Consider the following 18,413-nt stretch of genomic DNA (forward strand, 5'->3'; position numbering starts at 1 on the left):
GCCGGCCGGAGCGTGCCGTCGTCAGCGGTCCCCGTAGCGCATCCGCCCCAGGGCGGTCATCGGCCGGTCGTGGGCCGCGACCGGGGCCGGCAGGCACGTGGAGCCCGTGAGGTAGCGGTCCACTGCCGCGGCCGCCGCCCGGCCCTCGGCGATGGCCCACACCACGAGCGACTGGCCGCGGCCCGCGTCGCCGGCGACGAACACCCCCGGTGCCCGCCCACCGCGGGCGGCGAAGCCGGCGTCCCGTGCGTAGTTGCCGCGCTCGTCGTACTCCAGACCCAGCTGCTCGCACAGGCCGCCGGCCCGCTCGGGGCCGGAGAAGCCGAGGGCAAGGAGGACCAGCCCGGCCGGAATGACCCGCTCCGTGCCCGCCAGCGGGCGGCGGCCCACCGGTTCGACGGCGGTCAGGTGGAGGGCGCGTACCCGGCCCGAGGCGTCCCCCTCGAAGCGCAGGGTGGCGCAGGCGAACAGCCGGGGGTCGCGGCCCTCGCGGCCACGGGCTTCGTCGTGGGCGTGGGAGATCCGGTACGTCCTCGGGTACACCGGCCAGGGCTCGTCGTCGGTGCGGCCCGGTCCGGGCTCCGGGTTGATGTCGAGCTGGACCACCGAGACCGCGCCCTGGCGCAGAGCCGTGCCCATGCAGTCGGATCCGGTGTCGCCGCCTCCGACGATGACCACGTGCCGGCCCTCGGCGGTGATGGGCGACTCGGCCCAGTCGCCCTCCCGCACCCGGTTCGCACAGGTCAGGTACTCCATGGCCTGGTGGATGCCGTGCAGCTCACGGCCCGGGACCGGCAGTTCCCTGCGCTCCCCGGCCCCGGTGGCGACGACGACGGCGTCGCACGCGCCACGCAGCGCGGCGGCATCGGTTTCGGCCGCCGCACCGGTGGCGGCCGCGGGGCCGCTCGTGCCTCCGACGTCGTGGCCCGTGACGAACACCGTCCCCTCGGCGCGCATCTGCTCGATGCGCCGGTCCAGGTGCGCCTTCTCCATCTTGAACTCGGGAATGCCGTAGCGCAGCAGGCCGCCGATCCGGTCGGCCCGCTCGTGGACCGTGACCGCGTGCCCGGCGCGGGTCAGCTGCTGGGCGGCGGCGAGTCCGGCCGGTCCGGAGCCTATGACGGCCACGGCCTTGCCGCTGTGCCGCTCCGGGGGACAGGGCCGCATCCAGCCTCGGCGCAGGCCTTCGTCCACGATGGCCTGCTCGACGTTCTTGATGGTCACCGGCTCCGCGTTGATCGTGAGGACGCAGGCATCCTCACAGGGGGCTGGGCAGAGCCTTCCGGTGGCCTCCGGGAAGTTGTCGGTCGCATGGAGCCGCTCGTACGCCGCGCGCCAGTCGGCGTGGGCGGCGTAGGCGTTCCACTCGGGTATGAGGTTGCCGAGGGGGCAGCCGGTGTGGCAGAACGGGATCCCGCAGTCCATGCAGCGGTCGGCCTGCCGGGAGACGAGCGGGAGCAGGGCCTGCCCGGCGTGGACCTCCTGCCAGTCGCCGAGCCGTTCCTCGACGGGCCGGGCCGGGACGGGCTCGCGGGGGATCTTGAGGAAGCCGAAGGGATCGGTCACTCGCCGCCTCCCTGGATCGTTCGCGGCGGGGTGTGCGGGGTGCGCACGCCGGCCCCGGCGCGCGCTGTCAGTGGCGGTCCGACCAGGTTACGCCGCCCGTGTCGCGGGCGCCCGGGGCCGCGCGGCCCCGGGCGCCGGTCGTGGTCAACCGCGGAGCAGAGCGCAGACGAAGTCCTCCTGGACCTCCCGGACCCGCTCCAGCAGCCCGGGGTTGTCGGTCAGGGACGTCTGGGTGGTGAGGGAGAAGGTCAGCGAGCGCCGGCCGTCGGCCGTGGCGGCCGCCAGCTGTGTGTAGCCGGGTGTGTTGCCGGTGTGGCCGTACACGGTGCCGCAGCGGGTGGCGTAGCGGTAGACGGCGAGGCCCGCCGAAGTGCGGCCGGGGCCGGGGGGCTGGGAGAGCGCGCCCGGGATGAACCGGAACTGCTGGCGGCGGGTGCGGTCGGAGACGAGAGCTCCGCCCACGTAGCCGCGGATGAAGGCGGTCAGGTCCTGGGGGGTCGACACGATGCCCCCTGCGGCCCAGGCTCCCGAGGCGCTCACCGCCTCGCTGACGTCGACGGGGCCGGCCTGCGGGTCGATCTGGTAGCCGTGCAGGTAGGGCTCGGGAAGCCGGTAGCCCTGCGGCAGGCTGGTGGCGGTGAGGCCGAGCGGCCGGTACACGAGCTCACGCAGCAGCGTCTCGTATCGGCGCCCGGTGGTGGCCTCGGCCATCAGGGCGACGGCGATGTTGTCCGAGTTGGAGTACTGGTAGCGGCTGCCCGGCCGGAACGCGAGGTCCTCGTCGGCGACGAAGTCCAGCAGGTGCCGGGAGTCGAAGTGGTGGCGGGGGTCCGCGGAGACGATGTCGAGGAACCCTGGGGAGGCCGAGTAGTCGGGCAGCCCACTGGTGTGGTTCAGGAGTTGACGTAGCGTCACTTTGTGCCACCGGTACGGCTGGCCGGGCAGCACCTCGCCGATCGTGGCGTCCAGGCTCAATCGGCCCCGGTCGACGAGGCTCAGGGCCACCGCACCGCTGAAGGCCTTGGCCACGCTGGCGATCCGCATGTGGTCGGTGGCGCCCGGCGGCCTGCCGCCGTCCACGTCGGCGACGCCTGCGCGGTAGACCTCCGTACGGTCCCCGTCGCGCAGGACGGCGATGACTCCGGGGGGCCCGTCGGGGCGCTCGACGAGTTCCCGGAGCTCCTGGCGGAGGAACGCTGCGCGGTCCGGCGGCGGGTTGCGGTCCGCCGCCTGCGCGGGCAGTACGGAGGCGCCGAGCAGGGCGCCGCACACGGCGGTGGCGGCGGCCAGGCGCAGCAGCCGGCGGATCCGGCGGGATTGGCCGTAGGGGCGTGGGGACACGGCGGAACCTCCAGGAGACGACACGGAGCGCGGCGGCCCACGATGGCAGGGGGCGCCGCGGTGCCGGTGCCGACACGGCCGGGAGCGGGCGGCCCGTGGCCCGTACGGCCGTGGCGGGCGTCCTCGGAGCGCGCCCGGGATCGCGTCCGCACCCGCCGGACGGCAGGTTTCAGGCCTCGGCCAGCGAGCAGGCGCCAGGTGACGGAACCCCGATCGAGGAGGCGTGCCGCATGGCGGACGAGGGCAAGGACCAGGACGTGGTCGCGGTGATTCTCAAGGACCACCGGACGATGGAGGAGCTGCTGCGCCGGATGCGGAGCGTCGAGGCCGACCGAGCGGCCGCCCGGGCGCAGTTCTCGGCACTGCTCGTCGCGCACGGCGAGGCCGAGGAGGCCAGGGTCTACGGCGCGCTCAAGCGGTTCAGCGACATCGACGACGACGAGGTGGAGCATGGTGAGGAGGAGCACGCCGAGGGCAACGAGGCGCTCCTGAGGCTCCTGGAGGTCGACGACGTCGGCTCCGGGCAGTGGGACGAGCGCCTGGAGGAGCTGGTCAAGGCGGTCACCCACCACCTGGACGAGGAGGAGCGCACCATCCTCAACGGCGCCCGGGAGAACGTCCCCGACGAGCGCAGGGCCCAACTGGGGGCCGCCTTCCTGGAGGAGCGGGAGAAGCAGCTCGCGTCGGACTGCGGCAGCATCGGCAACGTGCGCAGGATCGTGGGCGGGTAGGATCGGGGACCCGCCGCGCAGGCGGGACGGCCGGCGGAGGAAGGCTCGGGAGGTCCCCCGGAGCCCGCGCGGGGCCGGAGGGTCGTCCACCCGGATGATCCGGCCCGCGCGGCCGAAGGGACCTACGGGCTGGCGCATGTCCGCACGTCGGCGCCGTCCGCCCGCACGGCGAGGGAGCGCGGGGCGACCGGCGGCGGCCCGGGCAGCCGGAGCGGGCGGCGGCCCGGGGTGATCGATCCCAGGACGCGGGGGCCGACGGCGCCGGTGCAGCCGGGAGCGTTGCCCGGAAGGCCGTGCAGGGTGAGGTACCCGAGCACCGCGAAGGCGTACGCCTCCTTCGCCGCGGCGGGCAGCCCGAGCTCGTCGGTGGTGCGCAGCGGCGTACCGGCCAGCTCGGCCCGGAGCATCGCCGTGAGGACCGGATTGCGCACCCCGCCTCCGGAGGCGAAGACCTCGGTGGCGCCCAGCGGCCGCAGCGCGTCGGCCACGGTCCGGGCGGTGAGGCGCGTGAGCGTGGCGACGAGGTCCTGGGGCGGGAGTTGCGCGAACTCCGCCAGGTGTGAGCGGAGATACCCTTCGTGGAAGAGTTCCCTGCCGGTCGTCCTCGGTGCGGGCAGCCGGTAGTACGGCTCTTCGAGCATCCGCCGCAGCAGGCCTTCGTGCACCCGCCCGGCGGCCGCGAGCGCGCCGTCCTCGTCGTACGCGAGCCGGCCGGCGCTGAGTTCGCGTACCGCGGCGTCGATCAGGGCGTTACCCGGGCCGGTGTCGAAGGCCACGGGGTCCGCGCGCCGGGGCACGACGGTGACGTTGGCGATTCCCCCGATGTTGAGGGCGGCCGGTACTCCTGGACGGCCGCGCAGCAGCATCAGGTCGACGAGGCCGACCAGTGGTGCGCCCTGCCCGCCCGCCGCGACGTCGCGCGGCCTGAAGCCGGAGACGACCGTGCGACCGGTGGCCTCGGCGATCCAGGCGGGTTCGCCGAGCTGCAGGGTGCCGTGGACCTGTCCGCCCGCCGCCCAGTGGTACACGGTCTGTCCGTGCGAGGCGACCAACTCGGCTCGGCCACAGCACAGTTCGCGGTCGGCGCGGACGGCGATCCGTCCGAAGGCCTGCCCAATGCGGGTGTCCAGGCGGCAGACGTCGGCGAGTGTGGTGCGGGCGGGCGGCAGGGCCTCGGCGAGCTCGGCCCGCAAGGGCTCCGGATACGGCTCGCTGACCATGCCCAGCGGGATCAGGTGCAGTGCGCCGTCCGCGGGCCCCTGGACGAGATCGCAGGCGGCGGCGTCCACGGCGTCGCAGGAGGTCCCGGACATGAGGCCGATCACTCTCATCTCAGCGGCTCCCGGTGGTCGTTGCCGCGCAGGCTCAGCAGCGCCGGCACGCTGAGGGCACAGGCCGCGGCGGCGTAGTGGGCGGGTACGGCGGTGTCTCCGGTCCGGGCGGTGAGCGCGGTGACGATGAGCCCGGCACAGCCGGAGAAGACGGCGTTGGCCAGGGCATAGGAGAGGCCGAGTCCGGTGCAGCGGACGCGTCTTGGGAACATCTCGGCGAGCATGGCCGGCCCCGGTCCGGCGAGCAGGCCGACCAGTGCGCCCGCCGTGAGCACGGCCGCGACCCGGGCCGGTGCGGGCGCCCCCGGCGCTTGGAGCACATGCAGGAGGGGGATGGCGAGCACGGCGACACCGGCCGCACCACCGAGCATGACGGGGCGCCGCCCGATGCGGTCGCTGAGCAGTCCTGCGGGCAGGATCGCCGCGGCGAAGCCGAGGTTGACGAGGGTGGTGGCCAGCAGTGCGTCCCGGAGGGATGCTCCCCGTGCGGACTGGAGGTGGGACGGCAGCACGACCAGGAAGGCGTACCCGGCCGCCGACCAGCCCATGATCCGCCCGATGCCGAGGACGACGGCGCGGGCCTGCTCCCGCAGGCCGGCCGTGGCGGCGCGGTACGTCGCGACGGGCTCGGCCGGGGGCTCGGCCGGGGGCTCGGCCGGCGCCTCCTCCAGCGCCGTGCGCAGGCACAGCGCGACCGCCCCGAGGGGCAGGGCCAGCAGGAACGGGATCCGCCATCCCCACGCGTTGAGGGCCTCGGCGGGCAGGACCGCGGCCAGGGCGGCCGCGGTGGCGGCGGCGGTCAGCAGGCCGAGGGCGACGGTGAAGGACTGCCACGCGCCGTAGAGGCCTCGGCGTCCGGGCGGGGCATGCTCCGCCATCAGGGACACCGCGCCGCCGAACTCGCCGCCCGCGGAGAGTCCTTGGAGCACGCGCAGCAGCGTGAGCAGCCAGGGGGCGGCGACGCCGATGTCGGCGCGCGTGGGCAGGAGTCCGATCAGCGTGGTCGCCAGCGTCATCAGGCCGATGACCAGGACGAGGACGGGACGGCGCCCGAACCGGTCGCCGATGCGCCCGAACACGAGGGCGCCGACGGGCCGGAAGAAGAAGGCCAGGGCGAACGAGGCGTACGTGGCGACCAGTGCTTCGGCACCGCCCTGGGGTCCCGCTCCCGGGGCCGTTCCCGCCTGCGGGGTGAAGAAGTTGGCGGCGATGACGGTGGCGAAGCAGCCGTAGACGCCGAACTCGTACCACTCGACCAGGTTGCCGGCCGAACCGGCGAGCAGGGCCCGGCGGGCCGCGGCGCGCGAGGCCGGCGCCGGGAGCAGGTCGGTCGTGGTCACCCGTGCTGCGTGCCCGTTCCGCGGCGCGCCGATACCTGTCGGTGCGCCGATTCAGCACATCGGCGGTGGCACCGCCGCCGAGCCGTGGCCGGTGCGTACATCATCCCTACTTATCATCTCGAATCGAACGCAAAATCGGGACAAATCACTCCGTGTCCGATGCGGCCACGACGGGACGTCCGGGAAAACTGGTCCGCCGTCAGAGCCAAGACGACTGCCACCGAGAACAGGACCAGGCCGCTGAACTGAACTGTCGCCTGCCAACCGATTGCGGAGGTGTCACGATGTCCTGCTCCAGGACCGACTTCCGAAAGGCCCTCAAGGGCACTTGTCCGACGTGCTGTTGCCCGAGAGTGCGAGCCGTCTTCCTCATACTGCTCCTCGCGGCCGGCGCACTGACCGGCCCCACGGATCCGGCTCACGCGGCACCGTCGTACGGCGAGAAGGCCGTCGCGGTGGCCGCCTCCAAACAGGGCGCGCCGTACGCATACGGCGCCACCGGCCCGAAACGCTTCGACTGCTCAGGACTGACCCTCTACGCCTTCCAGAAGGCCGGCAAGCGCCTCCCGCGCACGGCCGAGCAGCAGTACAAGCACACGCACCACATCCCCAAGGCCGCTCGCACGGCCGGTGACCTGGTCTTCTTCCCCCGGGGAGCGACCATGGCACACGTCGGTATCTACGCCGGCGACAACAGGATCTGGCACGCTCCCCGTCCCGGCACGAGAGTGCGTCTGGAGCGCATCTGGAGCGAAGCGGTCCGCTACGGACGCGCCACCTGATCGGCAACCATCCCCGTCCGCGTCCGCGCTCACCGCCGGACCGTCGGTGGCATCCGCACGCGCGCGTGCCGGTCGGCCGTACCCGGGTCACCGGTCCCTTCTCGGTGGTACGTGTGACCCGGAAGCGGGCGACGGCACCGCGCGGCCGCCCGGCACGGCCCTCCCTAGTGCAGCCGCCAGGTGAGTTTCCCGCCGCCGACCCAGCGGACGGCGTCCGGATCGTCGAGGTCGTGGATGGTGATTCCCGCCTCCGCGGCAGCCAGGATCACATCGGTCATGGACGTCGCCATGCGGACCACCTCACCGTCGATCTCGACGATCCGGAAGGGTGGGTCGCCGGGCTGGACCCCCAGGACGGTGACCCGCGGCGAGGACATGTACGGGCTCATGCTCTCTGTCATGCGGAGATCGTTCCATGCCGAGCCCCGTGTCCCGCCGATTGGCAGCGCGTCGGCCGTCCGCAATGACACTCCCGCGGGGTGCGCGCACCGTCGCCGTGCCGCCGGCGTCCCGGGACGGGATCGTCCCTGCCGTACGTCGGGGTTCGCCCCGCGCCGGCCTCGGACCGCGTCGATGTGACCGGCGTCCCCGCAGGTCCGAGGCTCGCGGATGCGACCCGGGCGATCATCGGGAACCCTTGCCGTGGGGGACGGACGCAAAGGAGACCGTCGTGTCGATGATGGACAAGCTCAAGCAGATGCTGCGCGGCCACGAGAGCCAGGCCGAACAGGGCATCGACAAGGCCGGCGACTACGTCGACGGCAGGACCCAGGGCAAGTACAGCAGCCAGATCGACACCGCCCAGGACAAGCTGAAGGAGCAGGTCCGCCGCGACCAGGGGAACCCGCCGCCCACCGCCTGACTCCCCCGCGCCCGCCGCCGGCCGGTGCCGTGCCGGCCGATCCGCCGCCGGGGCGGACCGGCCCCCCGCGTTCCCCGGGCGTTCCCGGCCCGGCGGCGGGGCTCGCGCCCGGCGGAAACGGGATCACGGCTCCGACCAGGCGGCGGTTCCCGTGCCCAGGCCGATCACGGCACGCGGCCGCATCGGCCCGTCACCCCGACGGGACAGCAGTACGACCTCGTCGACCCGTGCCGCCGTGCTGCCCAGCCGGGCTGCGCAGGCCGCGGCCAGTCCCCGCGGGTCGTGCGTGCGGCCGAGCGAAAGGTGCGGGGTGAACTCCGGGTACCGGCCGCGACAGGCGGGGAAGGGCTCCGCCAGGCTCTCGTGGAGGGCCGTCCACGGGGCGAGGCCGCCCGCGGCGGGGTCCAGCCACACGGTGGCGCGGACGCCGTGGCGGAAGGCGCGCACCCCGCTGAGCCTGATGGCGAAGGGCTCGCTGCCGCCCGCCGCCGCGGCCAGCAGCGGGAGGGCACGGTCGAAGTGGACCTCCGGGACGAAGCCGAAGATCAGGTTCACGTGCGGGGGCCAGCGGCGGATCTGGGGATCGTGTTCGGCACGGATGCCCTGGATCTCAGGCCACAGTCCGTCCGGCGGAAGCCACACGACGGCGGTCCGGGGCGTGGGGGCCACGGCGAGGAATCCGAGTGCGGCTCCGGGTCCGCCACCGGCTGCGGCCGAGGACGCGTTCACAGGGCCATGATGCCTCCGAACACCCCCGCAGCGCCCCGGCCCTCGCCCCAGCCGACCGGCCGGCCCCGCTGCCTCAGCCGGTGAAGCGGCCGTGGCGGCCCGCGCCGGCCACGAACCGGTCGGCACCCGCCCGGGTCTCTCCGGCCGTGAGCGGAACGAGCCCGTGCCGGTACTCCGCGGCCAGCCCCTCACGCTCTCCCAGACCGTGCTGTTCCCGGACGGAGAGCCGGTCGTGCCGCAGGCACAGCTGCGGGAATCCGGCCGTCTCGTGCGCCAGGCGTTCCGCCGCACGGCGGGCTTCGCCGGGCGGTACGAGGCGGTTGACCAGACCGATCGCATGCGCTTCGACGGCGGCGACGGGACGGCCGGTGAGGATCAGGTCCAGGGCGCGGCTCTCGCCGATGAGGCGGGGCAGCCGTACCGTGCCGCCGTCGATCAGGGGCACGCCCCAGCGGCGGCAGAACACGCCGAGGACCGCATCCTCCTCGGCCACCCGCAGATCGCACCACAGGGCCAGTTCGAGGCCGCCCGCCACCGCGTGACCGCTGATCGCGGCGATGACCGGCTTGGTCAGCTCCATCCGCGTCGGCCCCATGGGTCCGTCCCCCTCGGCCGACACCCGGTTGCCACGCCCGGTCCCGACAGCCTTCAGGTCCGCGCCGGCGCAGAACGTACCGCCCTCGCCCCACAGGACGGCGACGGACGCGTCGTCGTCCGCTTCGAACGCGCGGAAGGCCTCGGCGAGCAGGGCCGCCGTCGGCCCGTCGACCGCGTTGCGGACCTCTGGGCGGGCGAGGATCACCGTGGTGACGGGTCCGTCCCGTTCGATCCGTACGGAGGCCGGTTCCGCCGGCGGGGTCGCAGAGGTCGTACCGGGCGGTTCGGAGGTCGTGGGCACGTCGGATCTCCTTGGGACGGGCGGGCCTGTCGGATGCGCGGAAGGTACGGACGACACTCTGGAGCAATCACGGCACGAGCACGAGGGGGCCCGACCCACGGGACCGACACCCATCCGGGGCACACATGTTCGGATCGGGGCGAACCGGGTATACGCCCTGTCCGGACCCGATGAAGCGACCCAGGCGGTGAGACCCGTGATGTCCCAGTGCAAGATCCCCGACTACCGCACCGGCCACCGCGGCCGCCACTGGACCCATGCGCTGCGCAGTGCCCAGCGGGCCGGGGCCGTGATCGTCACCGACGACTCCCGTGAACCGGTGACCTACGCCCACGACGGCACCGGACCCGGTCGCTTCCGGCCGTGGATCACGGCCGCCGGAGACCGCTACGACAGCCACGACGTCCACCCGGAGTGGTAGCCCCGGGGCGGGAGGCCCCCTGTCACCGCGCCCAGGCCGCCGCGCTCGGGCCGCCAGGACTTGAGCGTGCAGGCCCCCGCGTTCAGGCGCGCGACGGTTCGGCCGTACAGGAGGAGCACAGGCCGCGGTAGACCACCTCGACCCCGGACACGGCGAAACCGAAGCGCTCCCGCGCCGGAAGGCCGTCCAGGGGGTCGCCGGTGGGGTGGACGTCGCGGATGAGCCCGCAGCCGGAGCACACCAGGTGATGGTGCGGCCGGTGTGCGTTGGGGTCGTAGCGTTTCGCCCGCCCGTGCGCGGCGAGCTCGGCGACCTCGCCCAGGGCGACCAGCTCGCCGAGGGTGTTGTACACCCCGGCCCGGGAGATCTCCGGCAACCGCCGGGCCGCGCGGGCGTGCACCTCGTCGGCCGTCAGATGCACGTGCTCGCCGTCGAGGACCTCCGCGACGACCCGCCGCTGGGACGTCAGGCGCCAGCCGCGCCCCCGCAGCCGTTCCAGCAGCTCACTCATTTCGGCTCACCAGTTCACGCTCGGCGGGACACAAGGGCTTCGGCGGACCCTGCCACAGGCCCGAAAAGCGAGCTACAGATTACCCGGCGGACCACGACGGCCAATGCTTTCCCGTCGGCGCAGCGATAACGATGATCGTACGATCTCTCCTTTTCCTGTCTTTCCCGTACGGCCTGGATGTCGGGAATGGTGGTTGGGCGGGTATGCCCTGCGTGTTCTCTCAGTCTCCCGGTGCGCGGTGCGCGACCATACGGACGCCGTCAAGAGCGAGCGGTCAGCAGATGGAAGCACCGAGACAGGAAGAAGGACGGACGTGTCCGGCAGCGAAAGCGAGAACCCCGCAATCCCCTCCCCGACGCCCGAGTCCACTCGTCCCAGGACGAACCGGGACTGGTGGCCGAACCAACTGGACCTACAGGTTCTCCACCAGAACTCGCCCCAGGCCAGTCCGATGGGCGAGGACTTCAACTACGCGGAAGAGTTCGCGACCCTGGACGTCGACGCGCTGAAGCGGGACGTCTTCGAGGTGATGACGACCTCGCAGGACTGGTGGCCCGCCGACTACGGCCACTACGGCCCGCTCTTCATCCGGATGAGCTGGCACGCCGCCGGGACCTACCGCATCGCCGACGGCCGCGGCGGCGGCGGTTCCGGCGCGCAGCGCTTCGCCCCCCTCAACAGCTGGCCGGACAACGCGAGTCTGGACAAGGCGCGCCGTCTGCTCTGGCCGGTCAAGCAGAAGTACGGCCGGAAGATTTCCTGGGCGGACCTTCTGGTGTTCGCGGGCAACTGCGCGATGGAGTCGATGGGGTTCAGGACTTTCGGATTCGGCTTCGGTCGGGAGGACATCTGGGAGCCCGAGGAAGTCTTCTGGGGGTCGGAGGACACGTGGCTGGGAGATGAGCGCTACCGGGGCGACCGGGAACTCACCGGGCCTTTCGGCGCCGTGCAGATGGGACTCATCTACGTCAATCCCGAAGGCCCCAACGGAAATCCCGATCCGATCGCCGCGGCGAAGGACATTCGCGAGACGTTCGGCCGCATGGCGATGAACGACGAGGAGACGGTCGCGCTCATCGTGGGCGGCCACACCTTCGGCAAGTGCCACGGCGCGGTGGACCCCGAGTACGTCGGTCCGGAGCCCGAGGCCGGGCCGCTGGAGCAGCAGGGCCTCGGCTGGCACAACTCGTACGGCAGCGGCAGGGGCGTCGACACGATCACCAGCGGGCTCGAGGGCGCGTGGACGAACGAGCCGACCCAATGGGACAACGGGTACCTGGACAACCTGTTCCGGTACGACTGGGAGTTGACGACGAGCCCGGCCGGGGCTCACCAGTGGACCCCGAAGGATCCTGCGGCCCAGGACACGGTGCCGGACGCGCACGATCCGTCGAAGCGGCACGCCCCGATGATGCTGACGACGGACCTCTCGCTGAAGCTGGATCCGATCTACGCGCCGATCTCGAAGAGCTTCCACGAGAACCCGGACAAGCTCGCCGAGGCGTTCGCCAAGGCCTGGTACAAGCTGCTGCACCGCGACATGGGGCCGGTCTCGCGGTACCTCGGCCCCTGGATCCCGGAACCTCAGCTGTGGCAGGACCCCGTTCCGGCGGTCGACCACGAACTGGTCTCGGCCGGGGACGTGGCCGCGCTCAAGGGCCGGATCCTCGCCTCCGGGCTGACCGTGTCCCAGCTGGTGACCACGGCCTGGGCGTCGGCGGCCAGTTTCCGCGGCACGGACAAGCGCGGCGGGGCGAACGGCGCCCGGATCCGGCTCGCGCCGCAGAAGGACTGGGAGGCCAACGACCTGCCCGAGGTGGCGCAGGTGGTACAGACCCTCGAAGGGATCCAGCAGGACTTCAACGGTCAGGGCGGCGGCACCAGGGTTTCGCTGGCCGACCTCATCGTCTTGGGCGGGTGCGCGGCGATCGAGCAGGCGGCGAAGAACGCCGGGCTCGACATCACCGTCCCGTTCGCGCCGGGGCGCACGGACGCGACGCAGGAGCAGACCGACGTCGAGTCGTTCGCCGTGCTCGAACCGCGGGCGGACGGCTTCCGCAACTATCTCCCCGCGGGCGAGAAGTTGTCGCCGGAGACGCTGCTGCTGGACCGCGCGAGCATGCTGGACCTGACGGCACCCGAGATGACGGTGCTGATCGGCGGCATGCGGGCGTTGGACACGGGCTTCCGGCAGTCCCGGCACGGTGTGTTCACCGACCGGCCGCAGACCCTGACGAACGACTTCTTCGTCAACTTGCTGGACATGGGTACGCAGTGGAAGGTGTCGGCCGCGGACGAGAACGTCTTCGAGGGCCGGGTCGGCGGCGAGGGCGAGCCCCGGTGGACCGCGACCGCCGTGGACCTCGTCTTCGGCTCCAACTCCCAGCTCCGGGCCCTCTCGGAGGTCTACGCCTCCGGGGACGCCCGGGAGAAGTTCGTCCGTGACTTCGTGGCGGCGTGGAACAAGGTGATGAACCTCGACCGGTTCGACCTCGTCTGACGCCGGTGTCCCGGCCGGCCTTTCACGGAGGCCGGCCGGGACACCGGACGGTGCGTCAGGATGCGTGTCAGAGTGCGCTCTTGGACGCGGTGGAGACGACGCACTCCTTGTACTCGCTGCCGTCGCCCTTGGCGGTGTACAGGGCGGTGGCCTCGGTCTGCTGGGACGCGCCGGCCTTGACCTTGAGGCCGTTGACCCTTGCGGTGGCCGCCACCGCGCTCGACCCGGCGGCCGGCTTGAACGTCATGGTGATGTTGTAGGTGTACTCCACCGAACCGCTGTTGGTGACGGTCAGGCGGGCGACCAGGTTCTTGCCGGCACCGTCCAGCTTGCAGCTGTCGATCTTGATGTCGCGCTCGGCCCTGTCCCGGCCGGAACCGCCCGTGGTGGTGCCGCCGGTACCGCCGGTCGTGCCGCTGCTGCTGTGGCCGCTGTCGCTCCCGCCGGTGCCGCTGCCCCCGCTGCTGCCACCCGAGCTGCTGGAGCTCGAGCTGGAGTGGCCGCCGCCGCAGCTCCCGCCGTGGGACCCACGGGCACCGGTGAGCGCGACGATGGCGATGCCGAAGACGGCTATCGCACGGACATGACGAAACTTCACGTTCTACCCCGTTGGAATGTCAGGAAACGAAGAGCGCCCGTTTTGACGAGCACACGTCACCCTAACAGCGCATTCGGACAACCCGATTGCGCCACGCCGACCGCCCTTTCGGACGACGGGACGACCTCAGCCGGGATCGACGACGAGGTCGGCGCGGTGGCGGCCGGGCGCGACGAGGCGGGCGTTCGCCTCGTCGGAGCGGCCCACCCACTCGCGTGCGTGGGCCGGCTCCCTGCCGTACCGCACGTGCCGCTCGACCAGCCGCCGGATCCGGGTGTCCTCGTCCGGAGCGCAGTACCAGGCCTCGTCGAGCAGCGGCCGCACTCCGGCCCACTCCCCCTCGTCGTGCAGCAGGTAGTTCCCCTCGGTGATCACCAGCGGCACGTCCGGATACACGGGAATGCGGCCCGCGATCGGCTCCTCGATGCTCCGGTCGAAGGCGGGCGCGTAGACCGCGGCGTCCCTGGATCCGGGCGTGCGCAGCCTCGCCAGCAGGGACACGTAACCGGCCACGTCGAAGGTGTCCGGGGCGCCCTTGCGGTCGGCCCGGCCGAGCCGGTCCAACTCGGCCTGCGCGAGGTGGAAGCCGTCCATCGGGACCACCACGGCCGTCCGCGGGCCGAGCGCATCGGCCAGCCGGTCGGCCAGGGTCGACTTTCCCGCGCCCGGCGGCCCGGCCACGCCGAGGATCCGCCGACCGCCCCGGACGGCCAGCCGGGCCGCCCTCTCCACCAGCTCCGTGGTCGTCCGCACGGGCGTATCTTGCCCGACCGACACGTACCGCGGGAGACGGTCCGGGCCGGGGGCAGGCGGGAGGTTCGCGACACGCCTCAGGCAGGCGACTTCCAGCCCCAGGCCGTGAGCATGCCCGGCGACAGCCCGGTGCACCGGGACGACGCCAGACAGCGCACCGCTTCGTCCAGCTCTGCGTCGTCGACGAGGCCGGTTCCCACCATCGCCCCGCGGGCCCGTTCCCAGGTGTCGGCCCAGAACCTGCTGATCGGGCTTCCCGGCAGGAGGGGTGGTACGTGGATCTCGGCGGCCACGCCTTCCAGCCCGGCCTCCCGCAGGAGCTCCGGATGCCGCGGCACCAGGGAGACGTCCGTGCCGATGCTGTCGCGCAGTCCCTCCCACATGGCCCGCATGGCACGGGTGTACGGAGTGCGGGGCGCGGAGGCCGTGGTCAGGTCGACCGCGTCGCTGACGACGAGGACGCCGCCGGGGGCGAGGAGGCGGCTGAGCCTGGCGACCATGCGCTGCGGGGAGGGCAGGTGCATGAGGACGAAACGGGCGTGGACCAGACGGAAGAGGCCCGGGGCGAAGTCGCCGGCGGTGACGTCCGCCTGGAGCACGGTCAGTCCGGGCACGGGGTGCGAGGCAAGGAACCGTACGTCACGGTCCACCGCGAGGACCCCGGCTACTTCGGCTTCCGCCAGCAGGCGGCGGGCCACCGTGCCCGTTCCCGCTCCGACGTCGAGGCAGGTCCAGCCGGGGCCCGCACCCAGTGCCCGCAGCCGGGCCATGGTGGTGTCGTCGTAGGCGAGGGCGCCGAGGTCGATGCGGTCGGCCTCGCCCTGCCGGTCGGGCCGGAAGACCTGCTCGCCGTAGCGTCCCCTGCCCGGCGAGCCGGCGCCGTCCGGCGAAGGGACGGTGTCAGCCATGGTGCCATTGTCCCCTCGATCGGCCGCGCGCGCGTGGCGCCCCGGGCCGGCGGGCGAGCGGGCGGTGCATCGCCGCCCACGCTCGTCCGGCCCATCCGGGGCCGGTGTCGCGTTGCCGGGGGCTCCCCGCGGGAAAGCGTCACGGGTGTGCGCCGATCCCCTGCCTCCCTGGCCGTTCTGGCCCTCACTGCCGCCCTGTCCTGCGTCCTCGGACCGGCCGCGCCTCGTGCGGCCGCGGCCGGGACGGTCCGGCTGACGAGCTACAACATCTGCGGCAACATGTGCGCCGCTCCCCCGTACGATCGTGCGCGCAGGATCGCGGCCGTGGTCGCCGAGGCCGACCCCGGAGGCTGGGCCGCCGACCAACTCTTCCTCCAGGAGGTGTGCGAACACCAGTACCGCGAGGTCCTCGACCGCCTGGGCCCGCTGGGCTACACGGGGTCCCACTCGGCCACTCTGCCCGGCGGGAACCCCGCCGTCTGCGAGGGCCACGCGTACGGGAACGCCGTCCTCGTGCGCGGCACGGTCTCGGACACGGCCGAACTGGTCCTGACGGTGGGTGGCGAGCGTGAGCCGATCACCGCGCCCTGCGTCCTGGCACCCCTCGCGGACCGGCCCACCTGGTCCTGTTCGGTCCACCTCTACTGGGACGACGGCACCCTCGCGGTGCCGGAGGCGGACGCGTTGGCGGCGCAGGCCCGCCGGTGGCTGGACGACGGGTTCGCCGTCGTACTCGGTGGCGACTTCAACCACTCCCCGCGCACGGACACGTTGTCGCGCTTCTACCTGCCGGAACGGGGTGACGGCGCCCACGGGTCCTTCATCGAGGCCGACGAGAGCGATGCGGAGTTCTTCGACCCGGCCGTCTGCCCGCCGACGGCCACCGTCGCCTGCCGGTCGGGCGAGACGACTTTCGGCCCGAAGAAGCTCGACTACGTCTTCCTCAGCGCCCGGCACGTCCGAACGGCGGCGGCCGACGCCCTGCCCCTCGACACGGCGGTCTCGGACCACAGCCTCCTGCGGGCCACGGCCACCACCTGACCCGGAACGACCGGAGGCGATCCGCCGAGCCGGGGGGCGGCGGGATCAGCCGGCCGCTGTCACGGCTGGTCGGGCGACGGCGCCTCGGCCGGGGGCGGGGGCGGGGGCGGGATGGGAGTCGTCGCGGCACCGGCGGCGGTCGGGTGCGGGGCCGGGGGCGCGGCGGCGATCAGGGTCTCCGCGAAGTTCTCCTTGCGCATCCGGAGGTCGACGTAGAGCAGCGCGCAGAGCAACGGTGGGAAGCCGAACTGGAAGAGCCCGCTGATCAGGCCGCCGACCAGGATGCAGATCAGGTACACACCGAGGCCGGCGATCGCCGCGCCCGGGTTCGGGTCAGCCCCGCCCGCATCCAGCATGGTCGGAAGGAACGCGGCCATACCGACGAGGGTGAACGGCATCTGGATGACGTAGCCCACGCCCGCCGCCACGAAGTAGCCGAGCATGGTGACGCCGAAGACGCGCCACCAGCCGTCCTTGACCAGGTGTGCGGAGCGCCGCAGCGCGGCGACGGCGCCGAGTTGCTCGCACACCGCGGCGGCCGGCGCGAGGCTGAGGCGCATCGCGAGCCAGACCGAGACGGGCAGGCAGACCAACACGAAAAGGAACAGCACGAACAGGGCGGTCGGCGGTCCGGATCCGTCGGCGGACATGAGGACGAGCGGGACACAGATCGCGTAGACCAGGACCATCGGCCCACCTGCGATCAGCCCGGCGAGTAGCACGGTGCCGAGCACCGAGGGCAGCCGGGACCAGCTGCGGCGCCACATCGCGCCGAACGTCGTGGGACGCCCCAGCACGGCCTCCTGGACGACGGCCGGACCGAGCGCGCTGATCAGCGCCGCGCCCACCAGCACCGTGAGCAAAAGGAGTACCGCGGCCGGCACGAAGGCGAGGAGCAGGGCGAGCACGTCCTCGGCGGCGACGCTTTCGCCCGGTGCAAGGTCGAAGACGGCGGAGAACCGGTCGGACACGACCACGACCGCGATGCCGATCGCAAGGGCCACGAGCAGGATTCCGATGCCCTGTACGGCGAGCATGATCCCGACCAGGGGCTTCCAGTACCGGCGGAACGACGAGAACGCACCCCCCAGCAGGTCGCCCACGCTGAGCGGCTGGAGGGGTATGACCCCCGGTTTCGGCGCCGACGGCGGCACCCAGCCGCCTCCCCACTGTGGCGTGGGCTGTCCCGGGTGGTGTGCCCACCCCGTGTTCTGCGACATCTGTCTCCCCCTCGGATCAGGGGATACCGTAGCCCGCCGCAGGTCGCGGCCGTGCACGGGCCCCGGCCCGGCCGCGACGCATCCCTCGCAGGTCGGCCGGCGGGTCCCGGCTGCCGGAGGCCTCCGCCCCGCCCTCCGGCTCGGCGGAGCCTCCGACAACGGGCGCGCGTCCTAGTGGGGGCGCGGCCGGGGGGCGGGGCAGGCCTGCCAGGCGAGGTGGTAGAGCGTGCTCACGCTGGCGTCGGTGGAGTCCATCGTCATGAAGCTGGTGACGGCCTGCGGGTTGGACGTCCCCGCGTTCACCCGCAGTTCTGTGTTGATGTTGAAATTGCGTTTCTCGCCGCACGGCGCCCAGACGAGATCCGCGTACTCCGTCCTGTCGGTCGCCTGCCAGTTGTCATTGAGCGGACCGTTGAACGTATGGGTGCGCTGGGTGGTCGTCGGCATTCCCTGGAAGTAGTAGTTCGCCTTCTCCTGGCCCCATGCGCCGGGTTGGAGGAATGCGAATCCGCGGTAGTCCGCCTGGACAATGGCATAGGTGAATCCCGAAGGAACGTGCACCCGAAGATTGAGCTGGCAGTTCTTCCGGAATCCGGTCGGCGGTGCTCCCGGCCCCACTTCCGCGAGGTAGTCACTGTAGGTCACGGTGAAGGCCGTGTTGTCGGGTGCGACGGCCACTTCTGCGGTGCCCTCCCGACAGCCTGAGCCGTTCACCGTGGCGAGTTCGATCACGATCTTGTCGGGCGGTGCGGTGATCTGCGGTGTGGGGCCGGCGGCTCCGGCCGGGGTTGCGGTGACCACCAGGGCAGCGGCCGCGGCGCCCGTGAACAGAGCGCGGGGCAAGGAATGGGACATCGTTGTCACTCCTGACCGTGAGGTGC

The 18,413-nt window shown here is 72.6% G+C and carries 19 protein-coding genes; 6 read left to right on the plus strand and 13 right to left on the minus strand.

The window, feature by feature from the left end; all coding sequences use genetic code 11:
- Positions 1-21: 21 nt before the first annotated feature.
- Positions 22-1,566, minus strand: a complete 1,545-nt coding sequence (locus tag AW27_RS00710) for a glutamate synthase subunit beta (protein ID WP_037917474.1) — start codon at positions 1,564-1,566, stop codon at positions 22-24.
- Positions 1,567-1,710: 144 nt separating this feature from the next.
- Entirely contained in the window at positions 1,711-2,907 is a 1,197-nt protein-coding gene (locus tag AW27_RS00715) for a serine hydrolase domain-containing protein (protein ID WP_052030173.1), read from the minus strand.
- A gap of 230 nt (positions 2,908-3,137) precedes the next feature.
- Between AW27_RS00715 and AW27_RS00720 the strand changes: the two genes are divergently transcribed.
- Complete coding sequence (locus tag AW27_RS00720) at positions 3,138-3,638, plus strand: hemerythrin domain-containing protein (protein WP_037917471.1); 501 nt, start codon at positions 3,138-3,140, stop codon at positions 3,636-3,638.
- A gap of 122 nt (positions 3,639-3,760) precedes the next feature.
- On the opposite strand, the gene AW27_RS00725 is transcribed toward AW27_RS00720, so the two are convergent.
- Both AW27_RS00725 and AW27_RS00730 read right to left on the minus strand, forming a co-directional pair.
- Positions 3,761-4,969, minus strand: a complete 1,209-nt coding sequence (locus tag AW27_RS00725; RefSeq protein WP_052030172.1) for an anhydro-N-acetylmuramic acid kinase — start codon at positions 4,967-4,969, stop codon at positions 3,761-3,763.
- Complete coding sequence (locus AW27_RS00730; protein WP_037917468.1) at positions 4,966-6,309, minus strand: MFS transporter; 1,344 nt, start codon at positions 6,307-6,309, stop codon at positions 4,966-4,968. Before AW27_RS00730 ends, AW27_RS00725 begins: the two co-directional genes overlap by 4 nt.
- Positions 6,310-6,662: 353 nt before the next feature.
- Between AW27_RS00730 and AW27_RS00735 the strand changes: the two genes are divergently transcribed.
- Complete coding sequence (locus tag AW27_RS00735) at positions 6,663-7,091, plus strand: C40 family peptidase (RefSeq protein ID WP_052030171.1); 429 nt, start codon at positions 6,663-6,665, stop codon at positions 7,089-7,091.
- A 164-nt stretch (positions 7,092-7,255) separates the two neighbouring features.
- On the opposite strand, the gene AW27_RS00740 is transcribed toward AW27_RS00735, so the two are convergent.
- A complete protein-coding gene (locus AW27_RS00740; protein ID WP_037917462.1) occupies positions 7,256-7,492 on the minus strand; it encodes a hypothetical protein in 237 nt (78 codons plus the stop codon).
- 269 nt (positions 7,493-7,761) lie between these two features.
- Between AW27_RS00740 and AW27_RS00745 the strand changes: the two genes are divergently transcribed.
- A complete protein-coding gene (locus tag AW27_RS00745) occupies positions 7,762-7,953 on the plus strand; it encodes an antitoxin (RefSeq protein WP_037917458.1) in 192 nt (63 codons plus the stop codon).
- A gap of 123 nt (positions 7,954-8,076) precedes the next feature.
- Here the strand turns inward: AW27_RS00745 and AW27_RS00750 are convergent, their stop codons facing one another.
- The gene (locus AW27_RS00750; protein ID WP_037917455.1) at positions 8,077-8,682 is read right to left on the minus strand and encodes a 2'-5' RNA ligase family protein; all 606 of its coding nucleotides are present in this window, start codon (positions 8,680-8,682) and stop codon (positions 8,077-8,079) included.
- A gap of 73 nt (positions 8,683-8,755) precedes the next feature.
- Entirely contained in the window at positions 8,756-9,511 is a 756-nt protein-coding gene (locus AW27_RS00755; protein ID WP_037918547.1) for a crotonase/enoyl-CoA hydratase family protein, read from the minus strand.
- A 268-nt stretch (positions 9,512-9,779) separates the two neighbouring features.
- On the opposite strand from AW27_RS00755, the gene AW27_RS00760 reads away from it, so the two are divergent.
- A complete protein-coding gene (locus AW27_RS00760) occupies positions 9,780-10,001 on the plus strand; it encodes a hypothetical protein (protein WP_037917453.1) in 222 nt (73 codons plus the stop codon).
- A gap of 82 nt (positions 10,002-10,083) precedes the next feature.
- On the opposite strand, the gene AW27_RS00765 is transcribed toward AW27_RS00760, so the two are convergent.
- On the minus strand, positions 10,084-10,512 hold the full coding sequence (locus AW27_RS00765) for a Fur family transcriptional regulator (protein ID WP_037917450.1): 429 nt from the start codon (positions 10,510-10,512) through the stop codon (positions 10,084-10,086).
- 313 nt (positions 10,513-10,825) lie between these two features.
- Between AW27_RS00765 and katG the strand changes: the two genes are divergently transcribed.
- Entirely contained in the window at positions 10,826-13,012 is a 2,187-nt protein-coding gene (katG, locus tag AW27_RS00770; protein WP_037917447.1) for a catalase/peroxidase HPI, read from the plus strand.
- Positions 13,013-13,079: 67 nt separating this feature from the next.
- On the opposite strand, the gene AW27_RS00775 is transcribed toward katG, so the two are convergent.
- The 3 genes from AW27_RS00775 to AW27_RS00785 form a co-directional block, all read right to left on the minus strand.
- On the minus strand, positions 13,080-13,610 hold the full coding sequence (locus tag AW27_RS00775) for a hypothetical protein (RefSeq protein WP_037917445.1): 531 nt from the start codon (positions 13,608-13,610) through the stop codon (positions 13,080-13,082).
- A gap of 126 nt (positions 13,611-13,736) precedes the next feature.
- Positions 13,737-14,363 carry a nucleoside/nucleotide kinase family protein gene (locus AW27_RS00780; RefSeq protein ID WP_037917442.1) on the minus strand — a complete coding sequence of 209 codons (627 nt, stop codon included), beginning with the start codon at positions 14,361-14,363 and terminating at the stop codon, positions 13,737-13,739.
- Positions 14,364-14,440: 77 nt separating this feature from the next.
- Entirely contained in the window at positions 14,441-15,271 is an 831-nt protein-coding gene (locus AW27_RS00785) for a class I SAM-dependent methyltransferase (RefSeq protein ID WP_037917439.1), read from the minus strand.
- Positions 15,272-15,418: 147 nt separating this feature from the next.
- Here AW27_RS00785 and AW27_RS00790 point away from each other — a divergent pair, with 147 nt between their 5' ends.
- Positions 15,419-16,312, plus strand: a complete 894-nt coding sequence (locus AW27_RS00790; RefSeq protein WP_052030170.1) for an endonuclease/exonuclease/phosphatase family protein — start codon at positions 15,419-15,421, stop codon at positions 16,310-16,312.
- A 59-nt stretch (positions 16,313-16,371) separates the two neighbouring features.
- Here the strand turns inward: AW27_RS00790 and AW27_RS00795 are convergent, their stop codons facing one another.
- Together AW27_RS00795 and AW27_RS00800 are read right to left on the minus strand one after the other, a co-directional pair.
- Positions 16,372-17,532 carry a hypothetical protein gene (locus tag AW27_RS00795; protein ID WP_172671267.1) on the minus strand — a complete coding sequence of 387 codons (1,161 nt, stop codon included), beginning with the start codon at positions 17,530-17,532 and terminating at the stop codon, positions 16,372-16,374.
- Positions 17,533-17,703: 171 nt separating this feature from the next.
- Complete coding sequence (locus tag AW27_RS00800; protein ID WP_106967518.1) at positions 17,704-18,387, minus strand: DUF4360 domain-containing protein; 684 nt, start codon at positions 18,385-18,387, stop codon at positions 17,704-17,706.
- Between the last annotated feature and the right edge of the window lie 26 nt (positions 18,388-18,413).

The sequence above is a fragment of the Streptomyces sp. PCS3-D2 genome, assembly GCF_000612545.2.
Classification (GTDB): domain Bacteria; phylum Actinomycetota; class Actinomycetes; order Streptomycetales; family Streptomycetaceae; genus Streptomyces.